Annotated in this window: 11 protein-coding genes and 1 riboswitch; of the genes, 3 read left to right on the forward strand and 8 right to left on the reverse strand. The window is 36.1% G+C overall.

Annotated elements, in window-relative coordinates:
• Positions 1-11: 11 nt before the first annotated feature.
• The 7 genes from pbpC to coaA all read right to left on the reverse strand — a co-directional run bounded on the left by pbpC (position 12) and on the right by coaA (position 11412).
• Complete coding sequence (pbpC, locus tag ACYIAL_RS04490) at positions 12-2309, reverse strand: penicillin-binding protein 1C (RefSeq protein ID WP_483751086.1); 2298 nt, start codon at positions 2307-2309, stop codon at positions 12-14.
• A gap of 119 nt (positions 2310-2428) precedes the next feature.
• Positions 2429-7585 carry an alpha-2-macroglobulin family protein gene (locus ACYIAL_RS04495; RefSeq protein WP_483751087.1) on the reverse strand — a complete coding sequence of 1719 codons (5157 nt, stop codon included), beginning with the start codon at positions 7583-7585 and terminating at the stop codon, positions 2429-2431.
• 353 nt (positions 7586-7938) lie between these two features.
• On the reverse strand, positions 7939-8619 hold the full coding sequence (locus ACYIAL_RS04500; protein ID WP_483751088.1) for a 7-cyano-7-deazaguanine/7-aminomethyl-7-deazaguanine transporter: 681 nt from the start codon (positions 8617-8619) through the stop codon (positions 7939-7941).
• Between the two features lie 46 nt (positions 8620-8665).
• Positions 8666-9322, reverse strand: coding sequence for a 7-cyano-7-deazaguanine synthase QueC (gene queC, locus ACYIAL_RS04505; protein ID WP_483751089.1), 657 nt, complete (start codon positions 9320-9322; stop codon positions 8666-8668).
• A 29-nt stretch (positions 9323-9351) separates the two neighbouring features.
• Positions 9352-9825 carry a preQ(1) synthase gene (gene queF / locus ACYIAL_RS04510; protein WP_483751090.1) on the reverse strand — a complete coding sequence of 158 codons (474 nt, stop codon included), beginning with the start codon at positions 9823-9825 and terminating at the stop codon, positions 9352-9354.
• Between the two features lie 3 nt (positions 9826-9828).
• A riboswitch (PreQ1 riboswitch) is annotated at positions 9829-9873 on the reverse strand.
• A 156-nt stretch (positions 9874-10029) separates the two neighbouring features.
• Positions 10030-10458: a DUF1090 domain-containing protein gene (locus tag ACYIAL_RS04515; protein ID WP_483751091.1), complete on the reverse strand. Its 429-nt coding sequence runs from the start codon at positions 10456-10458 to the stop codon at positions 10030-10032.
• An 18-nt stretch (positions 10459-10476) separates the two neighbouring features.
• On the reverse strand, positions 10477-11412 hold the full coding sequence (gene coaA, locus ACYIAL_RS04520; RefSeq protein ID WP_160403767.1) for a type I pantothenate kinase: 936 nt from the start codon (positions 11410-11412) through the stop codon (positions 10477-10479).
• A gap of 170 nt (positions 11413-11582) precedes the next feature.
• Between coaA and yihI the strand changes: the two genes are divergently transcribed.
• The 3 genes from yihI (at position 11583) to ACYIAL_RS04535 (ending at position 14777) form a co-directional block, all read left to right on the forward strand.
• The gene (gene yihI, locus ACYIAL_RS04525) at positions 11583-12077 is read left to right on the forward strand and encodes a Der GTPase-activating protein YihI (protein WP_483747488.1); all 495 of its coding nucleotides are present in this window, start codon (positions 11583-11585) and stop codon (positions 12075-12077) included.
• Positions 12078-12399: 322 nt separating this feature from the next.
• Complete coding sequence (gene hemN / locus ACYIAL_RS04530) at positions 12400-13770, forward strand: oxygen-independent coproporphyrinogen III oxidase (RefSeq protein ID WP_483751092.1); 1371 nt, start codon at positions 12400-12402, stop codon at positions 13768-13770.
• 197 nt (positions 13771-13967) lie between these two features.
• Positions 13968-14777: a hypothetical protein gene (locus ACYIAL_RS04535; protein ID WP_174796295.1), complete on the forward strand. Its 810-nt coding sequence runs from the start codon at positions 13968-13970 to the stop codon at positions 14775-14777.
• 206 nt (positions 14778-14983) lie between these two features.
• On the opposite strand, the gene ACYIAL_RS04540 is transcribed toward ACYIAL_RS04535, so the two are convergent.
• On the reverse strand, positions 14984-15456 hold a 473-nt coding region (locus tag ACYIAL_RS04540), incomplete at its 5' end, for an IS5 family transposase (RefSeq protein WP_483751093.1).

Genomic DNA, 15456 nt, shown 5'->3' on the forward strand with positions numbered 1-15456 from the left:
CTTGTTCCTAGTTAATCAAGGGTAAAGGCCAGTCGCGAAATTTGCCCGCTTTGGTCTAATAATAATAGATGATGTAAACCTTTTTGAGTTACCGTTATAGCAACTTTTCGATCGTCATGCGTTTGCTCAATGAGGTCACCATCTAAAAACCACCATTTATCACCTATTCCACCTTGTGGTGTTACATCAATGGTGACATCGTGTTGCCCTGGCAAACGCTTTACTAATTGGTTATCCCGTAATCCAATAATATTCAGTGGCAAAAAGATATCTTTACCAAATACAGGACAATTTTTATCAACCTCAGGGAACAACGATTGCCTACGCTCTTTGGGTAACAGCCAATTTTCTAAAGCGATCGGCCAAAGTGCAATCTGTTTTTTATGCGCATTATTACAATCTGCAGACACCCGTTTTCCTTCATCATTGACCCAGATCGTCACCCACCCTGAACGGTAGAGATTGTTATTAAGCTCTGTAAGAGTATCAAGCGTTGGGGGAACCATGTTATTTAATATCCAAGCATTTTTCTGCCGGTGACAGTTTTCATCGTTTGCTGGCAGGACTTGCCCTGATGGCCAACAAATTTTTTCTGAAGTCACCGTTGTCGGTTTTGTTATTAAGGGTAATGATCGATTGAGTCGTCGCTCTTTATTTAATAATAACGAGTTAACCTGTTGTAAAATCGGCACTGCGGTAATACTGCCATATTGTCCAACAACAGGCGTTCCATCTGGACGACCAACCCAAACACCAATTAAATAACGAGAGTTCATACCAACCGCCCAAGCATCACGATAGCCATAACTAGTGCCTGTTTTATAGACAATTTGATGATTATTAACTAGCATCTTGCTAGTGATCCATGCGCTGCCATCGCTAATAAATGGCTTACTTAACAATGGTTCATCTTGCGTAAAACGTAAAGGGCTGACTTGTCCATGACGAGCAAAGGCACTATAGGCACTGACCAAATTATCCATTCTTAATGATGCACCACCTAATATATACGAAATATTAGGGTTATTACCAGTAGATACCAGTGGCAACCCAACACTGGCAAGTTTTCCAGCAAACCGTTTTGGACCATAGAGTTCAATTAACTGAACAGCGGGCAAGTTCAATGAATTTTTTAATGCTTCTGTAGCACTGATTGGACCATAAAAATCTTCATCAAAATTGGTAGGGCGGTAATCAGAACGGATTCGAGGCGTATCTTGCAATAGCGATTCAGAATGAATCATACCATCATCAATCGCGAGTGCATACATAAAAGGCTTTAATGTCGATCCAGGTGAGCGAAGCGCACTTACCATATCAACCTGTCCAAATCGATCTTTATCATTAAAATCAGCTGAACCTACATAGCCTTTTACTGACATATCGGTATGATCGACAACTAAAATAGCCAGCGAAGTTTTGGGTGGTAACTGGTTTTTCCGATTAGTCGCAATATCTTCAAGACTATATTGAAGAGAGTGATCGATATTTGAACGGATTATATCAACATCAGGATATTGCTGACTTAATCTACGAGCTAATAAAGGCGCTAGTTGTGGCTTTTTACGAGGATAAACCCATATATCTTCTTTTCGAACTTGCTCTATAATATCGGATGACCATACTTGATATTGAGCTAATCTTGCTAAAACCTTTTCTCGAGCTTGTTTGGCGCGCTGAGGATACCTATCAGGACGCAAGCGGCTAGGAGCTTGTGGCAATACCGCTAATAAAACCGCTTCGCCACGTGTTAACGCTTTTGGTGCTTTACCAAAATATGACCAGCTCGCAGCCCCCAAGCCTTCGATTGTTCCCCCAAATGGTGCACGGTTGATATATAAAGTTAAAATTTCATCTTTGGTAAAATGTAATTCAAGTTGTAGCGTTCGAAATATTTGTTGTAACTTTCCAGCTATGGAGCGATCGTGAGGATCAAGCAATCTTGCAACCTGCATCGAAATAGTACTGCCACCTGAAATAATTTTTTTATTGGTGATGTTTTGCCAAGCTGCCCGCATTAACGATGCGGGGTTAACACCAAAATGATCATAAAAATGGCGATCTTCATAATTTAGTAACACATCAAGATAATCATTGGGGACTTCATCTAAGTGAATTGGATACCGCCAAACGCCATTTTCATCAGCAAATCGCCAAAGTGGCGTACCATCTTGCGCAAGGATTGTTTGTGTGGATTTATTTGTTGCAATCGACAATGGAAATAAGTGATCGGCAACAAAAAAACTGCCTATTAACAATAAGATGAAAGAAAAAAAACAAAACAGAATGTTAAGCAGGTACTTTTTCATTTTGTCAAAAACTTTCAGAAAACCCTACGTTTTAGTATAAAAAGATACCGCTAACTTTCGTTAGCGGATAATCAATTTGTTTATATTATTAGTCATCAATCTGAATCGATGTATAAATACTATTGTTGCTTTGGCTTATTAGGTTCTACATTGCGTTCAACAATCGACATAACTTCAGTGGATTGACCAATTGCAAACCGATCCGGGCGATACATTGATTCAACATAAGGGTATGGAATCATATAATTACCTGCCGTCACAGCCCTAACTAAATAAGCAACACGAGTGCGATAAGTATCTTCACTCATATAATGATTAATATCAACGGCTGCGACGTATCTATCATCACGAAACTCTTGATATTTAACATCATTGCTATCTTCATCTTTCAACAAATTAGCTAATTCAGGGATCGCCTGTAAACTAACACTGCTGTTAGTTAGATTTTGGTTTTCTAATTCAAGACCAGCAGGTAAAAAGTCAACAATTAACGCATCATGAATAGCTTCTTTATGCGAATTAACATCTAATACAACTGCCATTAAATCTCCCACCTTCATTTGATCAGGTTGAATTTTATTACCTTTCAAATCATAGTAAGTACGTTTAATCGTTAATACATTTTCATCACTGGTTGGCGCGGGGGCATTTTTACCATAGCCTGACACTGTGAATTTGATATAAAGCGGCTGTGCGTCTTGTGGATTTGAAATCGTTAAGCCACTTGCTAAATTAACAAATCCAAAAGAACGCGATAATGTCGAATCAACCTGATTTGACTGTGCATTAATCACAACATTAAACTTGTGTGAAGATTTATGTTGATCTAATGACCAGCCTGCTACAAATAATGCATTAAGTTCCTGTGTTGAAAAATAACGAGTATCATTAAGTAGATCAGATAAATGAATTAAATAATCAGCTTGTTTATCAACACTTAACCCGTTTTCAATCAACAATGATAAGACTAACGCATTATCACGAATCGCACTACCATATTCGCCAAGCCAAGCATATTGATTATCATAATTGGTTGTAAATACTTGTGGCATCAAGCTGTTATAGACGTTGTCAAAACCAGCTAATTTAGCAGATAGTGCTAACTGAGCAACAGGTAATGGTGACAACACCTTAAAATTACTTTCTGTGATTTGTTGAGACATTCGATTGATCTCATTACGCATTGGTACCGTGATTTTATTTTGTTTTGCAAGCACTGCTAAAGCATACGCTTTAGTAGCAAATTGCGTATAATCGCTTATTTGTGAATTTTCATAATAGTTGTGTAAGCTATTAAATGCATTAGCATCATAAATATATTGGCTAATACGAGAAATAGCTGCACTAAGCGCATCGTTATTAATATTATAACCACGTTCTTTAGCTTGCAATAAAAAGTCGGTCGCATACACGGTTAACCAATGTTCTTCAGCACTCTCGTTATTCCATAAACCAAAACTACCATTATTACGTTGCATTGATAAGATTCGCGAAATACCTAATTGCACTTTTTCACGTCGCTGTTCATCCGATTCAGTTTTAATTCCCAAAGCTGCAAGCTGTTTTTGGTTTGCATATAATGACGGCATTAAGCCACTAATGGTCTGTTCCAAGCAGCCATATGGATAGGCAAATAATTCTTTAATATATTGAGCAATATTAAGTGGCGGTTGATCTGATATGATCAATTTGCCATCAACCGTATTTTCAATCATCTCAGCAATACTATCTTTAGGTAACTGCCAACTTTCACCACCATTTATTGCTGCCGCATAATATTTTGTTGTTGCGGCATAAGCAGGTCTAACACCAACCTTCCATGATCGTTTGATCTGGTAATCAGAACCATCATCTAACAAAATCCCTTTGACATTAATGGTTACAATACCTTGTCCATAGCCATAATCAGCAACAATGGGCACTTGAATAATTTGTCTTTGCTTGCTATCAAGTGTTGCTGTTACAGACTTAACTGCATTTTGATGAATCAAACCATCCGTTGAAACATCAACCTGCATTGTTTGCGTTTTTTCGGTTAGATTATTAAGATCTAACGCCAAAATAGCCTGATCACCACCCGATAAAAAGCGTGGCGTCGATAATTCAGCAACCACTGGCGATGCAACGGTCATCGCTTGTTCAGCCTTGCCATAACGACTATCGTCCCATGCTTGTGCCATGATGCGTAATTCGCCATTAAAATTAGGCAAAACTAGATCAACAACACCTTCACCTTCATCGTTAAGATCAATAGGTTGTAATTGTTGAGCCACAACATTGACTTCAGTTAATGCTTTTTTGCCTCCTGCTCCCGCTGCGCCAAGCATAGCATCACCACCAAAGCTCACATTTACATTGCGCCCTTTACCTTCAATCAATTTGCCGTATACATCGTAAAGATCAACATCATAACGTTTACGACCTAAAAACGCGCTGTAAGGATCGGGTGTGGCAAAATTGGTAATATTCAACACTCCTGAATCCACAGCCGAAACCAATACCGTTACCTTACGATCTTTCTGGATTGATTTTTTATCCAATTTAATTTTTATTGGAATGGTTTTTTCAGGCTCTGTCTTCGTCGATGCCTCAATACTCAAATTTAATTGGCGATTAGAGGTATCAATGGGTAAATAAAGCAACCCTATTGCTCGTTTAACCGTTTGTACTGTTGCGTCGGTTGATGGACGAATAATCATCGCATTAATATAAATATCATGACGTCCCCAATCTTGAATTGGAATTTCGACATCAAGGCCGTTTTCATCAACGGTAATATCTTGTTTCCATAACATACCGCCATTGGTTTCAAGAGATACATACCCCGATCCCGCTACAGGTGCTTGTACATGTATTTTAGCGGTATCGCCAACTGAATAAGCTGTTTTATCAAGGCTTAATTTAACCTGATCTGGGCGAACAGCATTGGTACCATTAGTGTTATCTTCCCAATTGTAACCACTTCTAAAACGTAGACTACTGGTGATGTTATTTTTAGTATCGACAATTTCAATACGATAAGAGCCATAATCATCTGTTTGGTAACTTACTTTGGTTGTGCCACTGGCATCAATAGAAAGCGGTTGTTCTTGCGCAACAAATTCACTTGAATTGTATTCTTGATGCCATCCAGCATCGTCAGACCAGCTCCAATAATAATTACGACGTTCACGAATAATTCTCGCCTTTAAATGATTTGCAGCCAGCTTCTCGCCATCGATGTTAACATAGGCGACTTCAAACTCTGCATTAGTCCCTTTATCAACTGTCGGACTGGTTTCGTACCGATCCGAAGACCAATCATAATAAGGCGATTGAGAAAACAACGCCCGCACTGCTGGCATTTGTAGATTTGGCCAAATAGTCTGACTAGCATAACGTGTAACAGGACGTCCCCCAGAATCAAGTAAACTAGCTTGCAAAATAAGTTTAATTGGAGAGGCCAATTTACCCCAATTGTTAGTATCTACCCCAACTTTTGCGATCCCGTTTTTATCTAAAGTCGTCTCAATATTATCAAGTTGATGAGCAAGATTACTGTCAGTCACATCACCAATTTTATAATCGGCAAGTTCAGGAATTGAATCGATCTTCTTAACATAAACATGCCCCTCTAAACTATTACCTGCAGCAGGAGCACCATAAAGGTACCAGCCTTTCACATCAAAATTGATACTTTTATCCAACATAATAGGTTTATTTGATGCGGGCGTAATTTCCATTGCCATGCGCTCTGGCAAAAATTCTTCCACACGAAACCACGCATAACGGTAATTATCGTCGCCTAAATTAAAACGAAATACCCATTTACCCGTTGCCGCATTGGCGGGAATAATATATGGCCATTGATATAAACCATTGGAATCAGTTTGAGCATCGATAGTGAAAGTTTCAACAATTTGATTATCCGGAGACATAACATCAACCACAATAGGTTGAACAGGCAATGGCTTACCATCGGCATTACGCAAAAGCGCATTAAAATAGACCGTTTCTTGAGGGCGATATAAGTCACGAGGACCAAAAGCAAAAAGTTGTTTTTGATAAAAAGCCGAACCCGTTAAGTTATATTCGCTTAAATCTAATGCACCGCGATCCAAATTTAGCAACGAAATCTGTTTGCCATCATTGGCGGTAAGTAAGCCATAATCCATACCTCTTGGTAAAGCCACTTCAGCATAACCTGTGGCATCCGTTTTAGCTGAAATAGTTGTACAGTTTTTATTGCTATCTCGAATACTTTTGGTACATAGCACCGATAAATTAATATCAGCAAGCGGTTTGCCATTGTCGAGTCTATGGGTAATTACTGATAATTTACCGTTTTCATAAACATGTACAGCAATACCAATATTACTGATCGTAAACAGCGATGCAGGATTTGAATAATCATAGCTTCCTGCTTGACTCATAACTGCAAGATAAACACCTTCTTGCTGAAGTTGTGGAATGGAAGCAAGGTTAAGTAAAACAGTTTCTTGCGAATTACGTTTTGGATTCAGATCAAACCGAGACGTATAGACTAAATCAGTAAATTTATTAATATTCTTTGCGTTCCAACTGGTCATTTGGTTAATAAAACCATAATCAGCAATAAAATCAGATAACTGTTCAGGTTTAACTTTAAAGAAATTAACATCAATTTTATCCACATTAAGTGTGGTAACTGGCAAACCACTCATTGATTTACTTGGCAACAAAAAACCACTGCTAGCAAATCCCACCATCGGTTTGCGATCTTGGGTTTTAATTTCCGTTTGGTAGACTTCTTTTAAACTGTTGCCATTAATTGCTGCTAACATCTTATCAATTGTCAGTTCTAATTTACGATTTGGTTCAAGATATCGATGTCTTAACTCTAATCCGTTATCTGACAGTTCCCAAGTACCGTCAACATTGCCAGCTTGGCGATCAACTAAACGAAGCAAATTAGAAAAATTAAGATTAGGGTTTAAAGGCACTGAAAAGGTAATCACCAATGTACTTGAACCATCAACAATGACTTCAGAACTATCAATAACGGTTAACGCTTTATCATGATATTTTTCGATTAATTCAGGGGTTGGGTTAAAAACAGGTTTTGCTGGTTCATCTTGCGCTATTTTACTTGCATCATTGGGATCGCTAACATGGACTGTTTCGTTATTATCAATCAATTCTGTTGCTGGTTGTGTGATGATTTGTTCAGCGCTTGCACTTTGCTTAGTATCATTATTATCACAGCCAGCTAATACTAACAGCAAGCTTAATACAGCTAAATGTTTTACTAATCGCATTTTCCACCCCGTATATAATTATTATTATTTGCTGATCTTCTTTATCTAAAATTTAATCACATATTATGTACTACCCTTTACCTTTTAGCAAAGAGTGTTTAATAAGGTTTGATGATTTTTTGTATAAAAACAGAGTAAATAAAAAATCTATAAAATCAATATTTTTTCTGACTGCTTTTTGCAACAACCTATATCAGCTCTCGGCTTATTCTGATGCCAAATTAATGACCCTATTCGCCTTTAGGTGTTGTGAAAAATTGGAATGTTTTTCAGTATTAAACATAAAACTCATCTAAAATAATAATGAGTTTTATGATTGTTCGGAAGAATAACTAAAATTTAGATTTTAATGATCAATTATTTTTGGGCGCTGAAACTAATTTTTTTAGGATAAAATTTAAAATCACCCCATAAAGAGGCAAAAAGAATAATCCACAAATCAGAATTTTAAAGCTATAGTCCATTAACGAAATTTCGGTCCAATGATTTGCCATAAATTCATCGCTACTTTGATAAAATGCGATAGCAAAAAAGACAATAGTATCAATACCATTACCAAAGATTGCTGATGCAGTTGGTGCAACCCACCATGATTTATTTTTTCTTAAATAATTAAAAACAGTGATATCCATCAATTGCCCAACCAGATAAGCGGCAAAACTGGCTAGCGCTATTCGAAATACAAAACTATTAAATTCGGTCAATGCCGACAAGCCAACCCAATGTGTCTCAAAAAATAACACCGAAATAAGGTATGAGAATAGCAATGCGGGGATCATCACCACAAAAATGATCTTTCTTGCCAAACTTGCACCATAAATTCGAATGGTCAAATCGGTGGTTAAAAAGATAAACGGAAAAGTGAAAGCCCCCCATGTGGTGTGAAAACCAAAAATAACAAATGGGATTTGGACTAAATAATTGCTTGAAGCAATAACTAAAATATGAAAAAAAGCCAACCAGTAAAGCGCTTTTTGCTGTTGCCCACGGGTAAAGTTTTTTTCTATCGATTCGAAATTATTCTTTAAGTACATCTTTTTTCCTTTTTAATGGGGTGAGAGAACCCAGTTATTAATAAATCTATCTAGCCTTAGCCATATATTCTTGCAAGCCTTTATCGCGCAGCAAACAACTAGGGCACTTGCCACATCCTCCTTCAACTCCGTAATAACAGGTGTGGGTATATTGTTGGACATAATCAAGATAGCCCAGTTTATCGGCCATTTCCCATGTTTGTGCTTTGGTCAAATACATCAGTGGTGTAATAAGATTAAACGCATAATCCATGGCTAAATTCATCGATACATTCATTGATTTAATAAAGATATCGCGACAATCTGGATAGCCACTAAAGTCGGTTTCACAAACTCCAATAATAATATCAGAAATGCCCTGCTGCTTGGCATGGCAGCCAGCTAAAAGTAAAAAGAGCATATTACGCCCATCCACAAAGGTATTAGGATAATCGCCATCTTGAGCCGCTTTAATTTCTTGTGAGTCGTCGATGAGCGCATTATTCGTGGTTTGTTTGATAACTGATGTATCAATGACAGTTTGCTTTATACCTAAATCTTTAGCGATCCATTTGGCTTTTTCAAGCTCAATTGCATGACGTTGACCATAATGAAAGCTGATTGCCTGAACATTTTCACGTCCATAATCAGCAATGGTTTGCAGTAAGCAGGTAGTTGAATCTTGCCCGCCAGAAAATATAACGAGTGCTTTACGAGTTTGCATTAACTGTTCCTGTTTGGATGGATTATAAATTAGCGATTATCCACTTTTTCTGGATACATATCGTGATTAGCTAATCGATTTGCCGCAACTTGTTGCCAATGGGTACCTGATTTGCCATAGTTGGCATAAGGATCAATCGAAATACCACCGCGTGGTGTAAATTTGCCCCAAACTTCAATATATTTAGGATCCATTAATTTAATTAGATCTTTCATGATGATATTAATACAATCTTCGTGATAATCACCATGATTACGAAAGCTAAATAAATAAAGCTTTAGCGATTTACTTTCAACCATTTTAATATTGGGTACGTACGAAATATAAATCGTTGCAAAATCAGGCTGACCAGTGATAGGGCAAAGGCTAGTAAACTCTGGGCAATTAAATTTAACAAAATAGTCGTTATTCGGATGTTTATTATCGAACGTTTCGAGTATTTCAGGACAATAGGTTGTAGGATAGCGAACAGACTGATCGCCTAGTAGTGTAATTTTGCTCATAATGTTTCCTTAGTTTTTTAGCGTGGGAGGTTTACGAACCACGTAACAAGCCGCACACCATACTCTTTTTAAATAAAAAAGTCTAGTGTGACAAAGAATACAAAATATCAAACTAACCCCATCAACAGTAACTATTGATGGGGTTAATGATAAAAACATAGTGGAAAGGCAATCGAAGCGGGTGAATAATCTACCTGTTACCGCTTATCTTAATTTTAATTGTTGATAAAATTTAGCTAATTCAGTTTTTGCTTCATTGAGTTCTTGTTCTGCCTCTGATAATTTTGCTTGTTGTTTGGCAATTTTGTGTTCATCACCTTTTGTTTTTGCCTGATTCAATTCTTGAGATCTTTTGACAACTTTATCTGTCTTTTCTTGAATTTTTTTATTATATTTTTCTTCTAACTTATCATTTGAACAATAATTATTGACATCATGTAATGCCTTTTCAAGCCCTTGAACTTGATGAGAGTTATTATTTTTTTTAGCATAATCAATCTGTGATTCAATGATTTGTTTTTTGCTTTCACACGTTAATCCTTCAGAATGTTCTGAAGCATAAGCGCCAAGCGAAGAAAAAACTGCCATAGTAATAATGGTTAATTTAGTCATGACTCGAATTACTGATTTCATATCAATCCCCCCTTTACCTTATTTTCTTAACTGAACCAAATCAACTTTATGATCTTTACCTTTAGTCAGGATTAAACTTGCCCTTTCCTTTGTAGGTAAGATGTTTTCAACCAAATTTAATTCATTAATTTCACGCCAAAGGCGATTAGCAATGTTTACGGCCTCTTGTTCTGGCAGTTTTGAGTAATGGTTAAAGTAAGAGTTGGGATCACTAAATGCACCAGCTCTAAATTTTAAAAAGCGGTTCACATACCAATCATGTAATAACGAAACCTCGGCATCAACATAAATGGAAAAATCGACATAATCAGAAACAAAAACACGGTTATTTGCTTGCGGATAATTCAAGGTGCTTTGTAGTACATTTAATCCTTCAAGAATCAAAATATCTGGACTATCAATCACCATTTCTTCACCTTCGACAATATCATAAACCAGATGAGAATACACCGGTGCTTTAACGTTAGCTTGTCCTGACTTTATATCCGCAACAAAATTGATCAGTTTTTTAATATCATATGATTGTGGAAAGCCTTTTTTGTTCATTATTCCACGTTCTTCAAGGCATTTATTGGGGTATAAAAATCCATCGGTTGTTACTAAAGCTACTTTACGATGCTCTGGCCAACGCGTTAACAATGCCTGCAATACCCTTGCTGTTGTGCTTTTGCCTACTGCAACGCTACCGGCAATACCGATGATATAAGGGATTTTGTGACTTTTGCCTAAAAACTTAGACAGTACCGCCTGCCGGCTAAAGCTATTACTAATATAATAATTAAGCAATCTTGATAAAGGTAAATAGATGTCACTGACTTCATCCATCGATAAGTCTTCATTAATGCCTTGTAAAGAAGTTAACTCGTCAGGGGTTAACGTCATCGGTACAGCATTACGCAAACTTGCCCATTCTTGACGATTAAATTGCATATAAGGGCTCAAATGATTTTTCATTTTATTTTGTTCTCTAATTCGATCTGACAAATTTATTAGGCTCAGATTATACATAAATCTCTTTTTTTACAATCTTAAATTAGCATGGCCGCTTCATCATAGCTATATTTAAGACTTACTGATAAAATACGTTTGTTAAATGATTAACCCTAATATTAAACAGAGATTGTATGTTAAAGAATAAATCGAAACAAAAAACTAAAAAAAGCCGTCAAGAGATTAATGAAGAGTCTCGTGAGCTAAAGCGCAAACGTAAGCACAAAGGCTTACCAAGTGGCTCTCGTTTTAATAATCAAGATTATAGCAAAAATAAAAATTCGACAAACAAAAGCAAAGATCCACGCATTGGCAGTAAAAAACCGATTTCATTAGTTGTTGAAAGTGCTAGCAATGCAATAAAACCCGTTAAACAACCGAAACCGGCTAAAACAGTTTTATCGCCACAACAAGAATTAAAACAATTAGAAAACGATCCAAAATTAGATATGTTACTGGATCTAGTCGAGCAAAATGCCAAACTCACTAAAGAGCAACAAATTTATTTTGATAGCAAATTAAATCGTATTGATGAGTTGATGCAAGAGCTGGGTTATACTGATGATGATTTTGAAGATGAAGACGAAAAAAAAGAAGATATTGTTAGTTTATTAAAACGAAACTCATAAGAGACAACTGTCATTAGTACTTATGAGTATCTTCTCAATGCAAGCAGAAATACGATCCTAATCATTTAATTTCTGCTCATAATTTAAAATTAAAAACTATTATTTTTTATAAAATCTATTAATAACTTAAAAAGCGAGCGGATCATAATGCCAATATTAATTATGTTAAGTTTATATTTTGGGTTATTAATCTGCACATTGTTATATTTAAATAAAACTAATCGAATCAAAATTAAAACAAAAATCAGAAACCAACAAAAGCAACCACTAAAAATTTACAAAAATAACAACATTAAATACAGCTCTAAACGGAAGCAAAAGCATGACTGATATGCAATTATGGGATCAGGCGTTAATTGAAAAATATAACTATTCTGGTCCAAGATATACCTCTTACCCTACTGCACTTGAATTTAATGAAAATTTTAATGAACAGGATTTTTTATCGGCAGCAGCACGTTACACAACAAAGCCATTATCGCTTTATGTGCATATTCCGTTTTGCCATAAGCTTTGTTATTTTTGCGGTTGTAATAAACTCATTACTCGCCAAACGCAAAAAGTCACCAAATACTTAGATATTTTAGATATTGAAATTGCCGAACGTGCCAAATTGTTTAACAATCGAACAGTAACCCAAATGCACTGGGGTGGCGGCACGCCGACTTTTTTAACTGATGATGAAATCACTCGACTAATAACTTCGCTAAAAAAGCATTTCAACTTTGCCGATAACGCTGAACTTTCGATCGAAATCGATCCGCGAGAAATTACCCCACAAACTATTGATCATTTAGCTCACGTTGGGTTTAATCGATTAAGCATGGGAATTCAAGATTTTAATCATGAAATTCAAAATCTGATTAATCGCGAACAAGATGAAACATTAATACGTTCTCTTATTGATCAAGCTCGCAAAAATAATTTTGACTCCATTAGTCTAGATCTCATTTATGGCTTACCCAAACAAACAGTCGTTAGTTTTACCGAAACGCTTAATAAAGTGATTGATATCTCGCCCGATCGTTTAAGTGTATTTAATTACGCCCACTTGCCGAGCCGTTTTGCAGCACAACGTAAAATTAAAGATGCTGATTTACCTAATGCTAATCAAAAATTACAGATTTTATACACAAGTATTCAAAAACTAACCAAAGCGGGATATCAATTTATCGGCATGGATCATTTTGCCAAACCTACTGATGAATTAGCGATTGCACAAAAAGAAAATCTGCTGCACCGTAATTTTCAGGGCTACACAACGCAAGGAGATGCAGATTTACTTGGGCTGGGGGTATCAGCCATTAGTATGTTAGGTGATAGTTATGCACAAAACCAGAAAGATCTTAGAGCTTATCAAAGTCAAGTTGAACAAAAAGGTCATGGATTATGGAAAGGATTTAATTTACATCAAGATGATATTATTCGTCGTGATGTAATCAAGCAACTCATTTGCCACTTTTATTTAGATAAAAAAGCAATAGAAGAACACTTTCATATCCAGTTCGATAACTATTTTGCTGAAGACTTAAAACTACTCGCTCCATTGCAACAAGATGGATTAGTCACAGTAAATGACAAGATAATTAAAGTTCAACCTAAAGGGCATTTATTGATACGCAATATTTGCATGTGCTTTGATATTTATATGCGAAAAATGGCAAGGCAGCAACAGTTTTCCAGAGTTATTTAATTTGATATCGTTTTTCAAATTACTGAAACAACGCGAGTGATTCCTATAAAATAAATATTATGATAAGATTTAGTCCAAATTAATAAAAAAAGTAATAACTTGTTAATTTTATTGTGTTATTAAAGGTTAGCCCTTAATAACACAATTTTAGTCTTTAAACATGAAATTTTATTTTTAATAAGGAGTATATTTATAAAATGGGATTGACGAATAAATTAGTAGAAGTATTTCCAACTCGCCCTTTAAAAGTTATGAAACTAAAGCAAGAAGGCTCATTTCATCAAATAAGAAGAATAAGTGCAGCAATAATTTTATTTGTGTTAGCTATGTTTATGGGCATAAGAAATTATCCTGGATTAATTGATGATTATAAAATATCACGGAATCCAGTTGTGGTTAACTATGATGTAGAAGGAACATGTCGTGCAAAACGTGCGGTTGATAACTGTTCAGTGAAAATTACCACTGATACAGGACAAGTTATTAAGCGTGATTATACTTTCATTGGAGGGAAAAAAGGAAATTATCAAGTTGTAACTGTAGCTTCGGCCGATGATCCATCACTAGTAACAATCGATTTAGCTATTGAGAATATGCGAACTGTATTTGTGGCTACTACTGGTCTTATTCTTTTGTTGTTGTTGGTTACATGGATGAGTTTAGGATGTTTCTTAAGAACACATAAAATGACAAAAGTTATCAAGGAAATTAACGGGCAAAAATTAACACCTGTTATTGTGCCAGTTAAATTAGTTTCTTATGGTAAAACAATAACAGCTTTATATCGTGCAAACAATGCACAAGGAATAAATGCTAAATATGCAGCCAATTTTAATAAAGACTTAAACGGTGGACCAATCATTATAGGTGATAGGATTAGAAATAAATGTAATGTGTTGGCCGTAGTCGGAGAAAGCAACTCTGTTCCTATTCTTCTTGATCAAGAATTTACGCGCTGTGATTTTACCTATAATGAAATGCAGGCATTAAAAGAAGCTCTCTCTTAATCCAGATATGATATCAAGAATAGTGAAATCAGTTTAAGTTTAAATATTTAAATTTTATACATAGGGCGATAACATCGCCCTCAGATTGATGACAAACCTCGATATAATTCGGAGTTTATTTTTTTATTTAAACCATAAATAGGATTTTTAATTTGGATTTTATTAAATAAATTAGGGGCTGTTGATCTTTGCTGTACATAAATCACTCAACAATACATTGGCAGCCACATTAACATAAATGCCAGTGATACCATACTGGCATAATTCCTTTCTAACTTATCGTATCTAGTTGATATTGAACGATATTGCTTGATTCTAGCAAAGGCATTCTCGACTAAATGACGATAGCGATAAAGGCACCTATCCATACTGCTTTTATCTATATCCTTACCATAATTACGTTTAGCAATCACCGTTCGTCCGCCTTTTTGACGAACAAAGCACCGAAAAGGCTCGCTGTCATAACCTTTATCGGCTATCACTGTATTGACTTCATCGAGCTTTTCAACTAGGTTTTCTGCATAAGTGATATCATGTCGTTGTCCTTCAGATAGCTCAAAACAAATAGGCAAACCACCACTATCAACCGCAAGATGAATTTTAGTTGAATGACCACCACAGCTCTGACCTATTTGCTCGGAATGCTCCGTTGCAGCGCCTGTACTGTGTTGATGAGCCC

The sequence above is a fragment of the Gilliamella sp. X-57 genome, assembly GCF_057063565.1.

Coding starts and splice junctions, on each gene's coding strand:
- pbpC (WP_483751086.1), bottom strand. CDS start 2,309: ATGAAAAAGTACCTGCTTAACATTCTGTTTTGTTTTTTTTCTTTCATC.
- ACYIAL_RS04495 (WP_483751087.1), bottom strand. CDS start 7,585: ATGCGATTAGTAAAACATTTAGCTGTATTAAGCTTGCTGTTAGTATTA.
- ACYIAL_RS04500 (WP_483751088.1), bottom strand. CDS start 8,619: ATGTACTTAAAGAATAATTTCGAATCGATAGAAAAAAACTTTACCCGT.
- queC (WP_483751089.1), bottom strand. CDS start 9,322: ATGCAAACTCGTAAAGCACTCGTTATATTTTCTGGCGGGCAAGATTCA.
- queF (WP_483751090.1), bottom strand. CDS start 9,825: ATGAGCAAAATTACACTACTAGGCGATCAGTCTGTTCGCTATCCTACA.
- ACYIAL_RS04515 (WP_483751091.1), bottom strand. CDS start 10,458: ATGAAATCAGTAATTCGAGTCATGACTAAATTAACCATTATTACTATG.
- coaA (WP_160403767.1), bottom strand. CDS start 11,412: ATGAAAAATCATTTGAGCCCTTATATGCAATTTAATCGTCAAGAATGG.
- yihI (WP_483747488.1), top strand. CDS start 11,583: ATGTTAAAGAATAAATCGAAACAAAAAACTAAAAAAAGCCGTCAAGAG.
- hemN (WP_483751092.1), top strand. CDS start 12,400: ATGACTGATATGCAATTATGGGATCAGGCGTTAATTGAAAAATATAAC.
- ACYIAL_RS04535 (WP_174796295.1), top strand. CDS start 13,968: ATGGGATTGACGAATAAATTAGTAGAAGTATTTCCAACTCGCCCTTTA.